At 44.0% G+C, this 20,268-nt stretch carries 21 protein-coding genes; 16 read left to right on the forward strand and 5 right to left on the reverse strand.

All coding sequences use genetic code 11. From position 1 onward, the window contains the following. Positions 1-78 precede the first annotated feature (78 nt). Entirely contained in the window at positions 79-774 is a 696-nt protein-coding gene (lolD, locus tag BW947_RS13175; protein ID WP_076500298.1) for a lipoprotein-releasing ABC transporter ATP-binding protein LolD, read from the forward strand. Further along, positions 771-2,021 carry a lipoprotein-releasing ABC transporter permease subunit LolE gene (gene lolE / locus BW947_RS13180; protein WP_076500299.1) on the forward strand — a complete coding sequence of 417 codons (1,251 nt, stop codon included), beginning with the start codon at positions 771-773 and terminating at the stop codon, positions 2,019-2,021. The genes lolD and lolE overlap by 4 nt, the downstream gene beginning before the upstream one ends. Positions 2,022-2,290: 269 nt before the next feature. Here the strand turns inward: lolE and suhB are convergent, their stop codons facing one another. Next, on the reverse strand, positions 2,291-3,094 hold the full coding sequence (gene suhB / locus BW947_RS13185; protein ID WP_076500301.1) for an inositol-1-monophosphatase: 804 nt from the start codon (positions 3,092-3,094) through the stop codon (positions 2,291-2,293). Between the two features lie 152 nt (positions 3,095-3,246). Here suhB and trmJ point away from each other — a divergent pair, with 152 nt between their 5' ends. From trmJ to BW947_RS13245, 13 genes are all read left to right on the forward strand, one after another. After that, on the forward strand, positions 3,247-3,975 hold the full coding sequence (trmJ, locus tag BW947_RS13190) for a tRNA (cytosine(32)/uridine(32)-2'-O)-methyltransferase TrmJ (protein ID WP_076500303.1): 729 nt from the start codon (positions 3,247-3,249) through the stop codon (positions 3,973-3,975). Between the two features lie 53 nt (positions 3,976-4,028). Then, positions 4,029-4,850 carry a serine O-acetyltransferase gene (gene cysE / locus BW947_RS13195; protein ID WP_076500305.1) on the forward strand — a complete coding sequence of 274 codons (822 nt, stop codon included), beginning with the start codon at positions 4,029-4,031 and terminating at the stop codon, positions 4,848-4,850. Positions 4,851-5,240: 390 nt separating this feature from the next. Then, entirely contained in the window at positions 5,241-5,702 is a 462-nt protein-coding gene (iscR, locus tag BW947_RS13200; protein ID WP_076500307.1) for a Fe-S cluster assembly transcriptional regulator IscR, read from the forward strand. A gap of 80 nt (positions 5,703-5,782) precedes the next feature. After that, a complete protein-coding gene (locus BW947_RS13205) occupies positions 5,783-6,997 on the forward strand; it encodes an IscS subfamily cysteine desulfurase (RefSeq protein WP_076500308.1) in 1,215 nt (404 codons plus the stop codon). Between the two features lie 37 nt (positions 6,998-7,034). Next, positions 7,035-7,418: a Fe-S cluster assembly scaffold IscU gene (gene iscU / locus BW947_RS13210; protein WP_076500310.1), complete on the forward strand. Its 384-nt coding sequence runs from the start codon at positions 7,035-7,037 to the stop codon at positions 7,416-7,418. A gap of 14 nt (positions 7,419-7,432) precedes the next feature. Beyond that, positions 7,433-7,756 (forward strand): iron-sulfur cluster assembly protein IscA, encoded by a 324-nt coding sequence (iscA, locus tag BW947_RS13215; RefSeq protein ID WP_076500311.1) that lies wholly within the window; start codon positions 7,433-7,435, stop codon positions 7,754-7,756. 16 nt (positions 7,757-7,772) lie between these two features. Next, on the forward strand, positions 7,773-8,297 hold the full coding sequence (gene hscB / locus BW947_RS13220) for a co-chaperone HscB (protein WP_076500313.1): 525 nt from the start codon (positions 7,773-7,775) through the stop codon (positions 8,295-8,297). A gap of 67 nt (positions 8,298-8,364) precedes the next feature. Then, entirely contained in the window at positions 8,365-10,227 is a 1,863-nt protein-coding gene (hscA, locus tag BW947_RS13225) for a Fe-S protein assembly chaperone HscA (protein ID WP_076500315.1), read from the forward strand. A gap of 8 nt (positions 10,228-10,235) precedes the next feature. Continuing rightward, complete coding sequence (gene fdx, locus BW947_RS13230) at positions 10,236-10,574, forward strand: ISC system 2Fe-2S type ferredoxin (protein ID WP_076500317.1); 339 nt, start codon at positions 10,236-10,238, stop codon at positions 10,572-10,574. A gap of 157 nt (positions 10,575-10,731) precedes the next feature. After that, complete coding sequence (gene rimK / locus BW947_RS13235; protein WP_006081851.1) at positions 10,732-11,637, forward strand: 30S ribosomal protein S6--L-glutamate ligase; 906 nt, start codon at positions 10,732-10,734, stop codon at positions 11,635-11,637. 324 nt (positions 11,638-11,961) lie between these two features. Then, on the forward strand, positions 11,962-12,129 hold the full coding sequence (locus tag BW947_RS18805) for a hypothetical protein (RefSeq protein WP_167368906.1): 168 nt from the start codon (positions 11,962-11,964) through the stop codon (positions 12,127-12,129). Positions 12,130-12,327: 198 nt separating this feature from the next. Then, the gene (ndk, locus tag BW947_RS13240; protein WP_076500319.1) at positions 12,328-12,759 is read left to right on the forward strand and encodes a nucleoside-diphosphate kinase; all 432 of its coding nucleotides are present in this window, start codon (positions 12,328-12,330) and stop codon (positions 12,757-12,759) included. Between the two features lie 236 nt (positions 12,760-12,995). Then, the gene (locus BW947_RS13245) at positions 12,996-13,439 is read left to right on the forward strand and encodes an Hsp20 family protein (protein WP_076500321.1); all 444 of its coding nucleotides are present in this window, start codon (positions 12,996-12,998) and stop codon (positions 13,437-13,439) included. Positions 13,440-13,541: 102 nt separating this feature from the next. Here BW947_RS13245 and ilvN read toward each other — a convergent pair whose 3' ends face one another. The 4 genes from ilvN to BW947_RS13270 all read right to left on the reverse strand — a co-directional run bounded on the left by ilvN (position 13,542) and on the right by BW947_RS13270 (position 19,262). After that, a complete protein-coding gene (ilvN, locus tag BW947_RS13250) occupies positions 13,542-14,036 on the reverse strand; it encodes an acetolactate synthase small subunit (RefSeq protein WP_076500323.1) in 495 nt (164 codons plus the stop codon). Beyond that, positions 14,036-15,754, reverse strand: coding sequence for an acetolactate synthase 3 large subunit (locus tag BW947_RS13255; RefSeq protein ID WP_076500325.1), 1,719 nt, complete (start codon positions 15,752-15,754; stop codon positions 14,036-14,038). Before BW947_RS13255 ends, ilvN begins: the two co-directional genes overlap by 1 nt. Positions 15,755-16,244: 490 nt before the next feature. Beyond that, positions 16,245-17,468, reverse strand: a complete 1,224-nt coding sequence (locus BW947_RS13265) for a multidrug effflux MFS transporter (RefSeq protein WP_076500328.1) — start codon at positions 17,466-17,468, stop codon at positions 16,245-16,247. A gap of 435 nt (positions 17,469-17,903) precedes the next feature. Then, complete coding sequence (locus tag BW947_RS13270; RefSeq protein WP_076500330.1) at positions 17,904-19,262, reverse strand: aminotransferase-like domain-containing protein; 1,359 nt, start codon at positions 19,260-19,262, stop codon at positions 17,904-17,906. A gap of 93 nt (positions 19,263-19,355) precedes the next feature. Here BW947_RS13270 and BW947_RS13275 point away from each other — a divergent pair, with 93 nt between their 5' ends. Then, positions 19,356-19,982 (forward strand): LysE family translocator, encoded by a 627-nt coding sequence (locus BW947_RS13275; RefSeq protein WP_076500332.1) that lies wholly within the window; start codon positions 19,356-19,358, stop codon positions 19,980-19,982. The last annotated feature ends 286 nt before the right edge of the window (positions 19,983-20,268 follow it).

Here is a 20,268-nt window from a genome sequence, read left to right on the forward strand (position 1 = left end):
TAGTAAGATTGAAATTATTTTACGCATTGATTTTATTTATATTTATCGATGCCAAAATCCGTTTAAGAGAGAACTTTAATGCAAGACGTGTTACTGCAAGTGCAGAGTGTCAGTAAGAGTTACCATGATGGCGCCGTGACCACGCAAGTGTTGTCTAATGTCGATTTGCAAGTGTTTAAGGGCGAGCAGTTGGCGATTGTCGGTAGCTCAGGCTCTGGTAAAAGTACGCTGCTGCATATTATGGGCACGTTGGATGAGCCAACCGCGGGTAAAGTGTTGCTGTTAGGCGAAGATTTATATCAAGTATCGAGTGCGCGCCAAGCACAGATCCGTAATCAGGATTTAGGTTTTATCTATCAGTTCCACCATTTGTTACCTGAATTTACCGCGTTAGAAAACGTGGCAATGCCAGCGTTTATTCAAGGCAAAGAACGCAAACAGGCACTTGCCGATGCGAAAGCCTTACTGGAGCGCGTTGGACTGGGGCATCGCCTGACGCACATTCCTGCCGAGTTATCGGGCGGCGAACGTCAACGAGTGGCTATTGCAAGAGCCTTGATTAATAAACCTAAATTAGTGTTGGCCGATGAACCAACGGGTAACTTAGATGCCAATAGTGGCGATGCGGTGTATGAGCTTATCCGTGAGCTTGCCGACCAGCTGGGAACTGCCTTTGTGGTGGTGACTCATGATCATAAATTGGCTGCCCGTATGGACCGCCAATTGATGATGAAAAATGGTTTTCTGCAATTAGCGGCGGAAACCCAAGTATGAACGGCCCGTTAGCCTTATCCATTGGTTGGCGTTTTTATCGCGCTCGCCAAGCCAACAGTTTTATCAGCTTTATTTCCTTCGCATCGACTGCGGGTATCGCTTTAGGTGTAGCGGTATTAATCATCGTTTTGTCGGCGATGAACGGTTTTGAGCGCGAATTAGAGCAAAGATTACTTGGCGTAGTGCCACAGGCGGATATTGTTGGGGTGAATGAGCCGATTACTAACTGGCAAGAGGTGGCTGAAGGCGCGCTACAGATTGAAGGTATTCGCGGCGCGGCGCCCTTTATCCGCATGCAAGGTTTAGTGCAAAAACCAGGTGGGTTTCAAGGCTTAGCTGTGGTGGGGATCTTTCCGAAAGAGGAAATGAAGGTTTCAACTCTGTCACAATTTATGAGCGATACCAGCTGGCAGAGTCTGAGCCAAGATGACAATAATATTGTGCTTGGCCAGAGTTTATTGACTAAGTTAGGGCTTGAGATTGGCGATACACTGGCTTTATATGTGCAGGATATGGATCCAGAAACTGCAGGCAGTTTACGTGCGGCCAAAAGCCATCGTTTTGTAGTGTCTGGTGCCTATCATCTCGGCGGTGAGCTTGAACTGACTACAGCTTATATTCCACTGCAGTACGCAGCGCAAATTTTAAATTTAAACAGTGGCGTCACGGGCGTGCGTATTAGTGTTGATAAGGTATTTGATGCGCCAGCTAAAGTGCGCGAACTCGGTTACGCACAAAAACAGTCGGTATATATCAGTGACTGGACCCGTACCCAAGGGCATTTATATCAGGATATTCAGTTAGTTCGTACTGTAATGTACTTAGTGTTAGTGCTGGTGATTGGTGTTGCCTGCTTTAATATCGTCTCCACCTTAGTGATGGCAGTGCGCGATAAAGCGTCCGAGATTGCGATTTTGATGACGATGGGCTTAAGCCGTGTTGCTGTGATGGGTATTTTTATGGTGCAGGGCGCCTTAAATGGTCTGCTTGGTTGCGGTCTTGGCGGCATTATCGGGATTAGCGTGGCGCTAAATTTAAGTGCGATTGCCAGTACGATTGAACAGTTATTGGGTATTCAACTACTATCAGCCGATGTGTACTTTGTCGACTTTTTGCCGTCAGAGTTACATAGCTCTGATGCGGTATTAGTCATTGCGATGGCATTTATAATGAGTTTAATCGCAACGCTTTACCCTGCTTGGAAAGCCAGTCAAATTGCGCCAGCACAAGCATTAGCGGGTAGGTAACACTGAGCTAACGTTCCTATTAACAGACGAGTGTTAAATTGAGTGCACAAGCTTTAAAAGTGCAATCAAAGTGTAATCAGGGGCAATCATTAGGGGGATATCAGAGTGCTGATTTACGGTAACGTACTCCTCCTGTTTGGATAATGATTTGGCATTAAAGCGATAGAAACAAAAAGGCCAGTGAGCACTCTTAGAAGAGACTGCCACTGGCCTTTTTCGCGTTTAATCTGTGTATCTATGCGATATCTAAAGGTAAGCGTTGATAGAGATTAACGCTTTAAACCTTCGTTCAATAATGGACGCATGATTTTAACTAATTCTGTGGTCACTTTAGGTGAGCCAGCAACGATATTGCCAGAAACCAAATAATTATGGTTGCCAGTAAAATCAGTCACAGTACCGCCCGCTTCACGGCAAATAAGATCGCCAGCTGCGATGTCCCATGGCTTTAAGCCAATTTCGAAGAAACCATCTAAACGACCGGCGGCAACATAGGCTAAATCTAATGCGGCAGAACCTGCACGACGCAAATCGGCACATTGGCCGAAGACTTCGCCGAAAATAGCCATATAGGTTTCAGTGTGTTGACGAGCCTTGAATGGGAAGCCTGTACCAATCATGGTAGAGGTAAGTTCATTCACATTGGTCACACGCAGACGGAAATCATTGAGCTTTGCGCCTTTACCACGGACTGCGGTAAAGAGTTCTTCGCGAACGGGATCGTAAACAACCGCAACTTCAGTTTTACCTTTGTGTTGCAGAGCGATAGAAATTGCGAAGTGGGGAATGCCTCTAACAAAGTTGTTAGTGCCATCCAGAGGGTCAACTATCCAAACATAGTCGTTATTACTACCGCGGTTTTCGCCTTTCTCTTCACCCACAATAGTGTGATCAGGGTAAGATTTACGAATTTGGTAAGTAATTGTCGCTTCTGCTTCCTTGTCTACACTGGTAACAAAATCGTTGATACCTTTTGAACTCACTTCAATACGATCAAGTTCGGTATAGGCGCGCATAATATTTTGGCCGGCCGCGCGGGCAGCGCGTACAGCAATCGTCAGCATTGGATGCATTGCAATCCCCTGGATGTTAAAGAACGTTAAATAGCGGGCGGCATTATACTCGATTTGATAGTTATATCAAATACCGATTTTCATATAAGCATTCGGCAATGGCTGTGATAATATTCGTCCCCAACGTTTTATGAATTAAATTAAGTTATTCCATGCTAAGTAATATTCGAGTGGTTTTAGTGGGGACATCGCACCCCGGCAATATTGGTTCCACCGCCAGAGCGATGAAGACTATGGGTTTGTCTAATTTGTATCTTGCCGAACCGCGTGTTGAACCTGATGGGCATTCCATCGCTTTAGCCGCGGGTGCATCGGATATTCTTAAACACCTTGTAAAAGTCGATTCACTCGCTGAAGCGATAGCTGATTGCAGCTTAGTTATTGCAACCAGCGCGCGCAGCCGCACCTTAGATTGGCCGATGTTAGAGCCAAGAGAAGCGGGCGTAAAGTTAGCCACCGAGGCACTTAACGGCCCTGTTGCTATCGTGTTTGGCCGTGAGAACCACGGGTTAAGCAATGAAGAATTGCAACAATGCACTTATCATGTAGCTATTCCGGCCAATCCTGAATACAGCTCGCTCAATTTGGCGCAAGCGGTACAAATTATTTGTTATGAAACCCGCGTTGCCCATCTGGCACAAAAAGAAGTGATAGAAGATGAGCCAACAGAGTATCCGCTGGCCGCTGATCAGGAACGTTTTTTTGCCCACCTTGAATCGACCTTACTAGCGACTGGATTTATCATCAAGAATCATCCTGGACAAGTGATGATGAAACTGCGTCGTTTATTTAGCCGCGCACGGATTGAGAGCCCTGAAATGAATATCCTTAGGGGTATTTTGACGTCAATTGAGAAGGTCACTAATTCTAAAGATAAATAGCCAAATCCTAATCATCAATAATTACCGTACAGAATGACCGCAAAGGATAAATAATGGGCGTGATAGCTAGGCTAAAAGAAGACATTGAATCTATATATCACCGTGATCCTGCGGCGCGCAGCGCCTTTGAGATCTTGGTTAACTATCCAGGCATGCATGCTATTTGGTTGCATCGGATAAGCCATAAGCTATGGAAGCGTGATTGGCGCTTAACGGCACGTTGTTTATCGACTTTTTCCCGTTGGCTAACAGGGGTTGAAATTCATCCTGGTGCAACCATTGGTCATCGCTTTTTTATCGACCATGGTATGGGCGTAGTCATCGGTGAAACCGCTGAGATTGGTGATGATTGCACGCTTTATCACGGTGTAACGCTTGGCGGTACCACATGGCAAGCGGGTAAACGCCACCCAACACTAGCCAATAACGTGGTCATCGGCGCGGGGGCAAAAATCCTCGGGCCTATTACTATGCATGATGGTGCCCGTGTCGGTTCTAACTCAGTTATCGTAAAAGATGTGCCTAAAGATACCACTGTTGTCGGTATTCCAGGGCGCGTGGTGGCAACACCGTCAGCGCAATCGAAAGAGAAAACTGAACGTCGCAGCGCAATGGCGAAAAAATACGGCTTTGATGCGTATGCAGTATCACCGGATAACCCAGATCCGGTTGCTAATGCGATAGGGCAGATGCTGGATCATATGCATTTAATGGACTCTAAAGTTCAAGAGTTGTGCCAAGCCATTCAAGGGCTGGGTGGCAATGTTTGCACAGAGAGGTTGCCTGAGCTTGATATGGGGGAGTTTAATGATGCTGAAAAAGCGGCCGCCGAAAAGCGCGAAAATACTTTAGATGAGTTTGACCCAAGTATTTAAAGTGATATGGCTGGGTTTATAACTAATGCTATCAAGCTCAAATTTGACGTAGTTTTGGCTTAGGTTGATCTAAGTTTAGTTAAGATTCGATCAAGATAAAGTAACAGCCAACTCAGTTTCGATTAGTGTTTTAAGAGCTTGCATCGCATTCTGCACGCTTTTTGTTGTTGTTGTTGATATCGTGCTGGATGTCGAGAAATTGCCTTTTCAGCATTGAATCTTAGGCCGGAAAAAGGTTAAATACCCCACCAAGATGAAAGGGTATTAATGCAAGCTTAATACCTGAGTGTTTTAGTAGGTTTAATACTTGACTGATTTACTCGGGTATGTTGAAATAATGCATACTTGTTTGAAATGAAGCATACCTTTTCGGGAGCTATGATAGTAGTTATGAAACTGACATCAAAAGGTCGTTATGCAGTAACCGCTATGCTAGATGTGGCAATCCACTCAGCATCGGGACCCGTTCCCTTAGCGGATATCTCTGAAAGACAAGGCATTTCGCTTTCTTATCTTGAACAACTCTTTGCTAAGCTTAGAAAACATGGCTTAGTCGCCAGTGTACGAGGGCCCGGCGGTGGTTATCGCTTAGGCTTAGAAGCTAGTAATATTTCAGTTGGTATGGTTGTCCATGCTGTTGATGAGTCTGTCGATGCGACTCGTTGCCAAGGACTTGGCAATTGTCAAAGTGGAACTCGCTGCTTAACCCATTCACTTTGGGGCGATTTAAGCAAACAAATTTCAGATTTTTTAGATGGTATCAGTCTTGCCGGCTTGATGCAGAAGCGAGATGTACAATTTATCTCTCTTAAGCAGGACAGTATACAAAAGGAACAAAGAGTCAGTTTGTAAAGACGATTTGTTATATATAAAAATAATTTTTGTACGTTGTATGTAGCCTCCACCAGAGACTGCTCAGTACGGAGTGTGTTATGAAGCTTCCTATCTATTTAGATTATGCCGCCACCACGCCTGTTGATCCAAGAGTCGCGGAAAAGATGTTCCAATGTATGACAATGGACGGCATTTTTGGTAATCCCGCCTCACGTTCGCACCGTTACGGCTGGCAAGCTGAAGAAGCGGTAGATATTGCTCGCAACCAAGTTGCCGAGTTAATTAACGCTGATCACCGTGAAATTGTGTTTACTTCTGGCGCGACTGAATCTAACAACTTAGCGATTAAAGGTGTTGCTCATTTCTATAACAAGAAAGGCAAGCACATCATTACCAGCAAGACTGAACATAAAGCGGTGCTCGATACCTGCCGTCAATTAGAACGCGAAGGTTTTGAAGTCACTTACTTAGAACCTGCACCAAACGGCATCATTCCAATGGAACGTTTAGAAGCGGCAATGCGTGATGACACTATTCTTGTCAGCATTATGCATGTGAACAATGAAATCGGCGTGATCCACGATATCGATGCCATCGGTGAGTTATGTCGTTCAAAAGGCATTATCTTCCATATGGATGCGGCGCAAAGTGCAGGTAAACTGCCTATCGATGTGCAAGCCACTAAAGTAGATTTGATCTCAATTTCTGGCCACAAAATGTATGGCCCTAAAGGAATTGGTGCGCTATATGTCCGCCGCAAACCTCGCATTCGCTTAGAAGCGCAAATGCACGGTGGTGGTCATGAGCGTGGTATGCGTAGTGGTACATTACCAACGCATCAAATCGTCGGTTTAGGTGAAGCGGCTGCTATTGCAAAAGTAGAAATGGCCTCTGATAACGCACGTATTGGCTTATTACGTGACAAATTATGGAATGGCATCAAGCACATTGAAGAAACCTATATCAACGGTGACTTGACTCAACGCCATTGCGGTAGCCTCAACGTCAGTTTCAATTATGTTGAAGGTGAGTCGTTAATGATGGCACTGAAAGATTTAGCGGTTTCATCGGGCTCGGCTTGTACTTCAGCCAGCTTAGAGCCTAGCTACGTATTACGTGCACTTGGTTTAAATGATGAAATGGCACATAGCTCAATTCGTTTCTCACTTGGCCGTTTCACAACGGAAGAAGAAATCGATCACGCTATCGAAGTTATTACTCAATCTATTGATAAATTAAGAGAAATGTCTCCTTTGTGGGAAATGTTTAAAGATGGAATCGATCTGAACCAAGTTCAGTGGGCACATCATTAATTCTGGCTTTTACAATAGATAATTTTGGAGCAGTACCATGGCTTACAGTGAAAAAGTGATGGACCATTATGAGAACCCACGTAACGTTGGTTCTTTCGATAAAAACGATCCTTCAGTCGTGACCGGTATGGTAGGCGCACCTGCTTGCGGTGATGTGATGAAATTGCAGTTGAAAATCGGTGCCGATGGCATTATTCAAGATGCTAAGTTCAAAACCTACGGTTGTGGTAGCGCCATTGCGTCTAGCTCACTGGTGACTGAATGGGTAAAAGGCAAAACTATCGAACAAGCAGCGGCGATTAAGAACACTGATATCGCTGAAGAATTAGCACTGCCACCGGTAAAAATCCACTGTTCAATTTTGGCGGAAGATGCCATTAAAGCAGCTATTGACGAGTATAAATCGAAACAAGCTAAGTAACATCTGGAGTTAAGATGGCGATTACAATGACCCCAGCGGCAGCCGATCGTGTCAGATCTTTCTTAGTCAACCGAGGCAAGGGCGTAGGCCTGCGTCTCGGCTTAAGAACATCAGGCTGTTCAGGTATGGCATATGTACTTGAGTTCGTTGATTCTTTGAATGATGACGATGAAGTTTTTGATATCGAAGGTGTGAAAATCATTATTGATGCTAAGAGCCTGATTTATCTTCAAGGGATTGAGCTGGATTTTGTTAAAGAAGGGCTGAACGAAGGCTTTCAATTTAACAACCCTAACGCAAAAGGTGAGTGTGGTTGCGGTGAAAGTTTCACTGTTTAACTGCTAAAGTTAACGCATGAATTATTTCGAGTTATTTAAATTCTCTCCTGCCTTCGATATTGATACCGCCTTACTTGCAGAACGCTATCGCGAACTGCAACGGGCGGTTCATCCCGATAAGTTTGCTAATGATACTGATCAGCAAAAATTGCTGTCAGTACAACGCACTGCGCAAGTCAATGATGGTTTTCAAACCTTAAAAGATCCTATTCGCCGTGCCGAACACATGTTGTCCCTTCGCGGCATTGAATTAAGCCATGAAACCACCACGGTGAAAGATACGGCTTTTTTAATGCAGCAGATGGAATGGCGTGAAGCGTTAGAAGACATACGCGACAGTGCCGATCCTCAAGCCAGCATCGATGAGCTATATCAATCTTTTGCACAATACCGCGCGCAACTGACTCAGCAATTGACACAATTGTTAAGCAGCGAGCAGCCTGAAGATGCATTGTTAGCGGCGGATCAAGTTCGCAAACTTAAATTTATGGCAAAATTACACGATGAATTAACTAGAGTTGAAGACGCGCTGTTAGATTAATTTTACGTGTTTACGTTATCTTGCTGACTCAAGCGTGCTTGGGTCGGCATTACTAAGTTGGATATATATGGCCCTTTTGCAGATAGCTGAGCCCGGACAGAGTGCCGCGCCGCACCAACATAGACTTGCCGTTGGCATCGACTTAGGTACCACTAATTCTTTAGTGGCAGCGGTTCGAAGTGGTGAGACGGCAACCCTGCCGGACGAATTTGGACAGCATTCATTACCTTCTATCGTGCGTTATACCCAAGATACCGTTGAAGTTGGCGCCCTTGCGGCTCAGAGCTCGGCGCAAGATCCACAAAATACGATTGTTTCGGTTAAGCGTTTTATGGGACGTAGCCTTGCGGATATTCAAGCAGGCGAACAATCACTCCCCTATGAATTTGCCGCTAGCGAAAACGGCTTACCTTTATTTGTGACCCCTCAAGGCCAAGTTAATCCGGTGCAAGTGTCTGCGGAAATTCTGCGTCCACTCATCGCCCGTGCTGAAAAAACCTTAGGTGGCGAGCTGCAAGGCGTGGTGATCACAGTACCGGCTTATTTTGATGACGCCCAGCGCCAAGGCACTAAAGATGCTGCAGCTTTACTGGGTGTTAAAGTGTTACGCCTATTAAATGAGCCAACCGCTGCTGCCATTGCCTACGGTTTAGACTCTAAGCAAGAGGGTGTGATTGCCATCTATGACTTGGGTGGTGGTACTTTTGATATTTCGATTTTACGTTTAAATCGTGGTGTGTTTGAAGTATTGGCCACTGGCGGCGATTCAGCCCTTGGCGGCGATGATTTTGATCATTTACTGCAAGCCCATATGCAACAAGTTTGGCAGCTTAAAAACATAGATCCGCAATTAAGCCGTCAACTGTTGATTGAGTCGCGCCGAGTGAAAGAAGCTTTAACTGATGCGGCTCAAACTGAAGCGAAAGTGACGCTCGCCGATGGCAAAGTGCTGGCGCAAACTGTCACTAAAGCTGAGTTTGATGCTTTGATTGCGGCGTTAGTGAAAAAAACCATCGCCTGCTGTCGCCGTACGCTGCGTGATGCGGGCGTGAGCGCAGATGAAGTGCTTGAAACGGTAATGGTTGGCGGTTCAACGCGGGTGCCATTAGTGCGTGAACAAGTTGAAGCTTTCTTTGGTAAACCGCCGCTAACGTCAATCGATCCCGATCGTGTTGTGGCGATTGGTGCAGCAATTCAAGCTGATATTTTAGTTGGTAATAAACCTGAATCTGATTTGCTATTGCTCGATGTGATCCCGCTGTCGTTAGGCATTGAGACTATGGGCGGTTTAGTGGAAAAAGTGGTGTCGCGTAATACCACTATTCCGGTTGCACGCGCGCAGGAGTTTACCACTTTTAAAGATGGTCAAACCGCGATGGCATTCCATGTCGTGCAGGGCGAACGTGAACTCGTTGATGATTGCCGCTCGCTAGCGCGTTTTACCCTAAAAGGTATTCCGCCATTGGCTGCAGGTGCTGCACATATTCGGGTCACGTTTCAAGTGGATGCCGATGGTTTACTGAGCGTTACTGCGATGGAAAAATCTACAGGCGTGCAATCTAGTATCCAAGTTAAGCCGTCTTTTGGCTTATCCGACACCGAAATCGCCACAATGCTGAAAGATTCGATGAAGTATGCCAAGGATGATATTGGCCGTCGTATGCTTGCTGAACAGCAGGTTGAAGCAGCCAGAGTGCTCGAATCTTTACAGGCTGCATTAGCCAAAGATGGTGATTTGCTTAATGCCGATGAGCGTGGGCTGATTGAGGCTACCATGACTCATGTAGCACAAGTTGCCACGGGTGATGATGCCGATGCGATTAAACACGCAATTGAAACACTGGATGAGCAAACCCAAGATTTTGCTGCCAGACGTATGGACAATTCTATTCGAGTGGCATTTAAAGGCCAATCGATCGACAATATATAGGTGATACGATGCCCCAGTTAGTCTTTCTTCCCCATGCTGAATTGTGCCCTGATGGTGCAGTACTTGAGGCAAACGTTGGTGAGACAATTCTCGATGTAGCGCTGCGTAACGGCATTAATATCGAGCATGCGTGTGAAAAGTCCTGCGCTTGCACTACTTGCCACTGTATCGTCCGTGAAGGTTTTAACGATCTTGAGCCAAGTGATGAACTTGAAGATGACATGCTTGATAAAGCATGGGGGTTAGAGCCCGAAAGCCGTCTATCTTGCCAGGCTAAAGTAGTTGATAGTGACATGGTGATTGAAATTCCTAAATACACAGTTAATATGGTCAGCGAAGGCAATTAATTGTGTTGTAGTATGATGAAAACCAGTCCAAGCGACTGGTTTTTTACTTTTGGCGTTGAGCATTTGCGCAACTAATCTTGTCTATGGGTATAGATGTTTGATTTATCCCTGCGCAGGCGTATTATGCGCTCAAAATTAATGGTTGCCGGAGACCTGAATGAGAATAGCGATCTTATCGCAAGGGCCTGAGTTATATTCAACAAAGCGACTCGTTGAAGCTGCTCAATTACGTGGTCATGAAGTACATGTAATTAATCCCTTAGAATGTTATATGAATATCAACATGCGGCAATCGAGTATCCATATCGGTGGGCGCGAGCTACCTGCATTTGATGCGGTTATTCCTCGTATTGGCGCATCAATTACCTTTTATGGCTCCGCAGTATTGCGCCAGTTTGAGATGATGGGTGTGTATGCCCTAAATGATTCAGTTGGGATCTCGCGCTCACGTGACAAATTGCGATCTATGCAGCTGATGTCACGTCGCGGCATTGGTTTACCCATCACAGGTTTTGCGAATAAGCCGAGTGATATCCCAGACTTAATTGATATGGTGGGTGGGGCGCCGTTAGTCATCAAGCTACTCGAAGGCACCCAAGGGATTGGTGTGGTATTAGCCGAGACGCGTAAAGCGGCAGAGAGTGTTATTGAAGCCTTTATGGGCCTTAAAGCCAACATCATGGTGCAGGAATATATCAAAGAAGCCAATGGTGCCGATATTCGTTGCTTTGTGCTTGGTGATAAAGTCATTGCCGCCATGAAACGCCAAGCGATGCCCGGTGAATTTCGCTCTAATTTGCATCGTGGTGGCACGGCAAGTTTAGTTAAATTAACCCCAGAAGAACGCTCAGTCGCTATCCGTGCGGCTAAGACCATGGGATTGAATGTGGCAGGTGTTGATTTACTGCGCTCAAACCACGGACCTGTGATTATGGAAGTTAACTCATCTCCAGGGCTTGAGGGCATAGAAGGCGCGACCACGAAAGATGTGGCGGGTGCTATCATTGATTTTGTGGAAAAAAATGCAATTAAAGTGAAAAAAGTCACTCAAGCGCAGGGGTGATATTTTGCCCTTGAGTATTGATTATGTCATATCAACACTGATGCATGTTCTGATGGATCGCTTTATTGTTCAGTTATGCCAATAGGATTGAAGTAACATAGTCTAACTTCATTGGTGGGCATATTTTAAGATGAGTCAAAGTGTCTTTTAGAAGATTATTTGAAGTGATGCATCTCACGATTTTGCGGAGCCGCAATCGATATATAGTAATAATTTGATCACTGTCATGTTCACTGTCAGTGGATCTTGTACCTTGTTATAACTTGGTTAAGTATTTTAGATTATTTACGTTATTATCGCTGTCGCAAACTCAAGGATGTCCACATGAAAATTTTGCAGATATTGTTATGCGCACTTGTTCCCTCCATGGTTTGGGCTCACCCAGGCCATGGCGGTGTAGGTTTATTCCATCACTTGCTAGATCTTGCTCCCGCAGTCATCTTAGTGGCTCTGGTTGTGTGGGCGGGTATGTGGGCCAAGAATAGAAAATAAGCTTATTTTTAATGAGTTTGTATTCCTCGCTAAGGTTTTTTAATCCTAGTGAGTGTCATGTGTATGCGTAAACTGATTATCAATAAGGCAAATGAACATAAAATCTCAGACTAATTGGCTATAAAGATAGGATTTAGCGTTTAAATTTCGTATAATCCGCGCGAATTTTTTAAACTTGCTCACTAAAGGAAGCTCTTCATGGCGATCGAACGCACATTTTCTATAATTAAGCCAGATGCTGTTGCAAAAAACCACATTGGTGCTATCTACAATCGTTTTGAAACTGCAGGTCTACAGATCGTTGCAGCAAAAATGCTTCACCTAACAAAAGAACAAGCTGAAGGTTTCTATGCTGAGCATAGCGAGCGCGGTTTCTTTGGTGATCTTGTTGCATTCATGACTTCTGGTCCAATCATGGTCCAAGTGTTAGAAGGCGAAAATGCTGTTTTAGCTCACCGTGAAATTTTAGGTGCAACTAACCCAGCTCAAGCAGCACCTGGTACTATCCGTGCTGATTTTGCTGAAAGCATTGACGAAAACGCTGCTCACGGTTCTGATGCGGTTGAATCTGCAGCACGCGAAATTGCTTACTTCTTTAGTGCTGAAGAACTGTGCCCACGCACACGTTAATTTAACACTAAGATTAAAAAAGGAGCCTTTAGGCTCCTTTTTTATTGAAAATTTTTAATTTTATAGCTTGAAATGTGGTTTCCCGTCCCTATATCTATTGCAGGATCGCTCTATGAGGATCTTAGTATCAAGTCTGTGCCGCAAGGACAGACTCTTTAACTCGGCGAGACCTAATATGTTTTCATTGTGAAAACGGTCCGCCAAACTTCCATATTGCTTAAGACAAGGATATGAATATGCGTAACTATGATTTAACTCCGCTTTACCGCAGCGCCATTGGTTTTGATCGTTTAGCACAATTGGCAGAGCATGCTGCCGCTAATAATGGCAACACAGGTTATCCGCCATATAATATTGAATTATTAGGTGAAAATCGTTATAGGATAACGATGGCCGTAGCTGGATTCTCTATGGATGAACTTGAGATTAGTAGTGAAGGGGAGAAATTATTAGTCAAAGGTAATAAAGCCGAAATCCAATCAGAACGTAAATACTTGTACCAAGGTATTGCTGAGCGTGGTTTTGAGCGTACCTTCCAACTTGCTGATTATGTGACTGTATTAGGTGCAAGTTTAGAAAATGGTTTATTGAATATCGATCTTGTACGTGAAATCCCTGAAGCATTAAAACCACGCAAGATTGAGATCAGTTCATCGCGCTTATTAGATAGTCAGTCATAATTGACGCTGTAATAGCCGTGTAAAATCAAGGGGAGCATTATGCTCCCCTTGATTTTTTAGTGTTTACGTTAAAAAGATAGTTTTAGAAAATACGTTTTAAAGTTATGCTTTCATTGCTTTTTCGCCGCGAGCGAGACCCACCACACCGGAGCGAGAAACCTCAACTAATTTTGTGACTTCAGCTAATGCATGAATAAAGGCATCGAGTTTTTCTGAGGTACCTACCATTTGGATGGTATATAAATTGGCTGTCACATCAACAATCTGACCACGGAAGATGTCCGCCATGCGTTTGACTTCTTCCCTTAATTCACCTGGTGCACGGACTTTAACCAGCGCTAATTCGCGCTCAATATAAGCAGACTCGGTGATATTTGATACCTTTAAGACATCAATTAACTTATGTAGCTGCTTTTCGATTTGTTCTAGTACCGTCTCATCGGCAACAACGGTGATGTTAAGGCGCGATAGGGTGATATCATCCGTAGGTGCTACGGTTAAACTTTCAATGTTGTAGCCGCGCTGTGAAAACAAACCGACCACACGTGAAAGGGCGCCGGATTGGTTTTCTAATAATACAGATATAATTCGACGCATTAGCATTTCTCCGTCTTAGTTAGCCACATTTCATTCATCGCACCACCGCGGATCAACATAGGGTATACGTGCTCAGTTTCATCCACCATGATGTCGATAAAGACTAATTTGTCTTTCATTGCCAGTGCTTCAGCCATTTTTGATTCAAGTTCGGCTGGATCGCTGATCGTCATGCCTACGTGGCCATATGCTTCGGCAATTTTGGCGAAGTTTGGCACTGAATCCATATAGGAATGTGAGTGACGACCTGAGTAAATCATGTCCTGCCACTGTTTAACCATACCAAGAAAGCGATTGTTTAAGTTGATAATTTTAACCGGGGTATCATATTGCAGCGCAGTAGATAATTCTTGAATATTCATCTGGATTGAGCCATCGCCGGTGACACATACCACGGTGGCATCGGGCATCGCCATTTTTACGCCCATTGCCGCGGGTAGGCCAAATCCCATCGTGCCTAAACCACCAGAGTTTATCCAGCGACGCGGCTTATCGAACGGATAATACAAAGCGGCAAACATCTGATGCTGGCCAACATCAGAGGCAACATAGGCATCGCCATTGGTCAGCTTGTATAGGGTTTCAATCACTTGTTGTGGCTTAATGCGTCCGCTTTTTTTGTCGTATGCCAGGCAATCTCGGCTACGCCATTGCTCAATGTCAGTCCACCAAGTCGCAATCGCTTCGCTGTCGTTGTGTTCGTTCGATTCATTTAACAGCATTAGCATGCTGTCTAAGATGCTGTCGGCTGAGCCTACAATTGGAATATCCACCTGGATAGTTTTAGAAATAGATGATGGGTCAATATCGATGTGCAAAATGGTCGCATTCGGACAATATTTTTCCACATTATTGGTGGTTCTATCATCAAAACGTACGCCGATACCAAAAATTAAATCGCAGTTATGCATCGCCATGTTAGCTTCGTAGCGACCATGCATTCCTAGCATGCCTAAACTGTTTTTGTGGGTACTTGGAAAGGCGCCAAGCCCCATTAACGTGCTAACTACGGGAATATTCAGTCTCTCAGCCAACTGCAAAATTTGCTTGTCACAGCCTGAGATAATTGCACCACCACCAACATAAAGTACCGGTTTTTTAGCCGCTAATAGGGCTTGTAGACCACGACGAATTTGGCCTTTATGGCCAACGGTGGTTGGATTATACGAGCGCATTTTGACGCTCTTGGGGTAACAGTACTCATGCAATAATGCCGGATTTAAACAATCTTTGGGTAGGTCGACAACGACAGGACCAGGACGCCCCGTGGAAGCAATATAAAAGGCTTTTTTAATAATTTCAGGAATTTCAGTTGGATCAGTGACTAAAAAACTGTGTTTTACCACGGGGCGTGAAATACCAATCATATCGCATTCTTGAAAAGCATCATTGCCGATAAGATTACTTGGGACTTGGCCCGATAACACCACCAGTGGAACTGAATCCATATAGGCGGTAGCAATACCAGTAATTGCGTTGGTGGCGCCAGGGCCTGAGGTGACTAATACCACGCCGACTTTTCCCGTTGCGCGGGCATAGCCATCGGCCATGTGTACCGCAGCTTGTTCGTGACGGACGAGAATATGCTCAATACCGGGGATAACGTGCAGGGCATCATAGATATCTAAAACTGAACCGCCAGGATAACCGAATATATGTTGTACGCCTTCATCAATCAAAGAACGCACTATCATGCTGGCGCCGGATAACATCTCCATGTGAAACTCCTATTGCATAGTACCGTTACGGTAAACAGTATCTTGTTACAGCGACGGTAATCGCTCTAAAATTAAGCCTGAACGGTAATCCAGACTACAAATTGCTGCACTGACTTCGTTGAAGACCCGTGATTCCCCTTCGGGGTAGCAACTGTTGCAATGAACAGAATTTCATCTTATTCAAAAATAGCCACAACTCAAGTCTTTTATCCAAAAATTAACTAACTTGAAACAATTTCATGTTTGAATGGCTCGATAATGGGCAGGACGAGACAAGTGAAGTAAAGTGAATAATATTTTTATTATTTACTTTCAATTGGTTATATGTGTTATCAATGAAAAGGCACTATAAAAGTGCCATTCCGGTGTGAAGTGCTAAATAAGGAGCCTCTTAACCAATGTTATTAATTTGCTACATGTGTGCATATGAAAATTACTTTTCTATGCAATACGATACGCAAATGAATAAATTATCGTTAGCAGATAATGATTAAACGGTTGGCGGTATTTGATGCTTTGGGCGATTCAACTGACAAATCCCGACTAACAAAATAGCCGTTAACATGAGCGCGGCGAAGGGGACAGCGGTACCATCATAAAACATCGCTAATAATGGCCCAGCTAAAGCCCCACAACCAAATCTTAAAGTCCCAATAACCGCCGTTGCTGTGCCTGTTTCCTGTTTGAACTTCATCAGCACGATCGCATCGGCATTCACTGACATCACCCCGAGGCAACCCATCAAAGGAATAAGCATCATCACGGTAAAATGATAGCTCAAGTCGAGTAAGTTGACGGTTAATAAACCGACTCCCGCAATGGCGCCAAAAAAAGTCGATACATGCAACATACGCAGCGAGCCATAACGACCCACAATACGAGTATTGATGATATTTGCTAGCATCAAGGCACCAACGTTAGTGCTAAATAAGATGGCGAAATAGGATTTATCTAGGGAAAAAACCTCCATATAAACAAAGGGTGATGCGGTGAGATAACAGAAAAAAGCAAAGGAGGTTAATACGCCGCTGGCAATATTTAACTTAACACCTTGGCGAGTTAATACCGTTGCGTAGGCACCAAAGAATGACTTTTGGCTGCGAGTATCCATATCTTTATCACTGGGCATTTTCAGTGCAAACAGTACGAGTAACAGTAAGGTTACGGCATAGGCTGATTGGACAAAGAAGATTAAATGCCAATCACCGAGTTCGAGGATCACACTGCCAATGCTTGGGGCCAATAATGGTGCCAACATCATGATTAAACTCACATATGACATACCCTTAGCGGTATTGTCACCATAAACCTCCTTTATGTATCCCGGTACTACCACAGTTGCGGCTGCGCCGATAAAAGCTTGCAAAAAACGCAGTCCTAGAAAGACTTCGACCTGACCAGCAAAACCAATCAGCAAACTGGTTAACATAAATCCACTCAGCCCCATGATCACCATAGGGCGACGGCCAATACGGTCAGCTAAAGGGCCAAAACACAACATGCCAAGGGCATAACCTGCTAGATAAATACTTAGGGATTGTTGCACCGTGGTGACATCAGTTTGAAAATTGAGCGCCAATGTCGACATTGCGGGTAAGTACATGTCGATGGCTAGTGGGGTGATAGCGACAATTGCCGCAAGCATAGGAATAAGCAAAGCTAAATTTGGTATAGATCTACTGTTATAAGCAGAAGGTTGTGATTGTGGGTCCACGGTTACCTCTTGTGAAAAAATGAAAATGGTTTTAGCGGACTGACGCTAGTTTAATAACATTGTTCTATGACAATACGCTGTTGTTACAATCACTATCAGCTAGCGCTTTGCATCAATATGAAAGCTATGGTTAAGATAATTAGTAGAATTTAGAGTAAAAAATGAATGGTGTTACTCACCCATATTGTTAGGCGCAAACTCATAGCATAGTAAAGTGCTCTGCTAAATAAACCAATCTTTGCGGTAATTTTTTTACATTGTTTTGTCGATTAAATTGTAACTAAGTTGTCTCTCGTGTTTACGCGTTTTTTAAGAAACCTTGTGCACAGGGGTCGTCCTCAATATTAATTATCTGCAGCGCCTCATTATGTGTGAATTAATTTCATCTCAGCCACGATGAGTAAAATAATTTATTTACAAGCTATTAAGTCTTTTTTATACCACGGAATAGGCATTTTGCACCAAAGAATGAATAGTAGCTTCAATACAGTCAATTGCTTGCTGAAATTGTGCATTATTTTCAGCGCCGCCCAGGCTCAAGCGGATAAAATTATCATGGCAATTAAAATCATCGCCATTACGAATTAATATACCTTTTGCGGCCAGAGCGGTTACAAGATGATGCGCCTTAATATCTTCGGGTAGTTGTAACCAACCGTTGAGTCCTCGCCAAGTTTGGGTTAATTCTAACCTTTCACCCATAGCAACACAGAGGTTTTGGCGCTGGCGCACAATGGCATCTCTATCTGCAGTGATTTGTCCTTTCTTAATTAACTGACATGCAATTTCAATATTGAGTGGTGACACCATCCAACATTGGCTATGAATCGCGAGGCGTACTTGGGCGATAAGGGCTTCTGGGACCAGAATGAAACCTTGTCTTAAACCACCAGAAAATAATTTCGATAAGCTAGAAATATAAATGACCCGTGGAATAGCCAGCTGTTTTGCTAATTGCCACAGGGGAGAATGCCATTCTTCGGGCAAACAATAATTCACATCATCTTCAATAATATAGAACTGGTACTGCTCTGCCAGTTCGAGGATTTTTTGTCGCTGAGACTCACTGTATTGAATGCAAGTGGGATTTTGGTTATTTAGGGTGAGATAAACAATTTTTGGATGGTGAGTTTGTAATAACACCTCAAAGCGGGTGAGATCGACCCCTTCATGGGTGAGCGGTACGCCAATGCTGGTTATGCCGAGTTGTTTAGCGCAAATTCTCACCCCAGGATAGCTGTATTGCTCGTGTAGCAGTACATCACCCGTCGATAAAAAAGCATTCAAACAGGCAAAAATGGCTTGCTGTCCGCCATGGGTGAAAATGAGTTGCTCAGGAGTTTGTTGTATACCGCGTTGGTTAAGCCATTGATGAAATACTTGCTGGTGTTGATCTAATGGGCCAGCACGATAACCCAGTAACTGACTGAGTTTAGTTGGGTCTTTCGCCAATTGGCTGAGGCAATCGCTTAGGGTGCTGATTTGATCTGTCAGAGGCTGCTGACAGGTTGCCATATTCAGCTGTACGTTACCAAGTTCAGGTATTGGGGCAGTATTAACATAAGTACCATCTCCGACACGTGCTTGCACATAACCGCGTTGCTCAGCCAGCGCATAGGCACGGGTTACTGTGCCAATAGTAATTCCTAAAATATCGGCTAAACGGCGCTGTGGTGGCAGTTTACTGCCTTGGGGTAACACCTTGTGTAATATGCCTTGTTCTATGGCGCTGACTAAGCGCTGATATTTAGGGCCTGAAAATTCGGTTAGATCCGGTGTCCAGATTGTACCCATGACAATAAATCCATTGATCTCTAATATTGTCTGTATATTATTTATTGCATCTGTTTATGTCAATAAATGTATGCATACAATACTAGGGCGATTATGAATACCGCATTACTCCACGATCCACAACTATGGACGTTGATGGCATCAACGGCGCTATTTTGCGCCACGATGACAATGACTCCAGGGCCTAATAATGTGTTACTGGCCAGTTCAGGGGCGCACTTTGGTGTGCTACGTACCGTACCGCATATTGCAGGGATACGCTTAGGTTCAACCTCTTTACATCTTTCGGTATTATTCGGACTCGGCGCCTTGTTCGAAGTAATGCCTATATTTCATCAAATATTAAAGTATTTTGCTTTAGTGTATTTGCTTTATCTAGCCTACAAATTAGTGACATTGCCAGTACATAATACGAATTTAGATGACGGTCGAAAACCGATGACGCTGATTGAAGCCGCATTATTCCAATGGATTAACCCCAAGTCTTGGATGTCGACGATTACTTTGTGCAGCGCTTTTACATTAGGCGGTGATAGTTTCTGGTTAAGTGCTTTTCTGGGAGTCTTAGTGTTTAACTTAGTGGGTTTTCCCGCCTCATTCACTTGGGTATTTGTCGGGGCGGCGATCAGTAAAAAGCTTAATACCGATAGACGTAAACGCCATTTCAACTGGTTTATGGGCAGTTTGCTATTAATATCACTGCCGATGATTTTGCGTTAATGGCGTTTAATACCACTAAGATTATCGTTTATAGAAAGTTAGCACCAAACAAACTTGGGTAATGATTGGCTTTATGCCATAAGCAATATTAGTATTGGTGACTTTTTGACTAAGGAGGTCTAAAGGTCATCATTTTTGGGGTAGTTGTACTCAGCCTAAGGTATTTCAAGTATTATTTAATCTTAACTGGGTATAGTGGCTGTTATAACGGATTAATCTTATTACGTTATTTACAAAACTCATTCTACAGATGTAGTTTTTTCGTTATCAAGGTGAGTTTGCATAC

This window comes from Shewanella morhuae, from assembly GCF_900156405.1.
GTDB lineage: Bacteria > Pseudomonadota > Gammaproteobacteria > Enterobacterales > Shewanellaceae > Shewanella > Shewanella morhuae.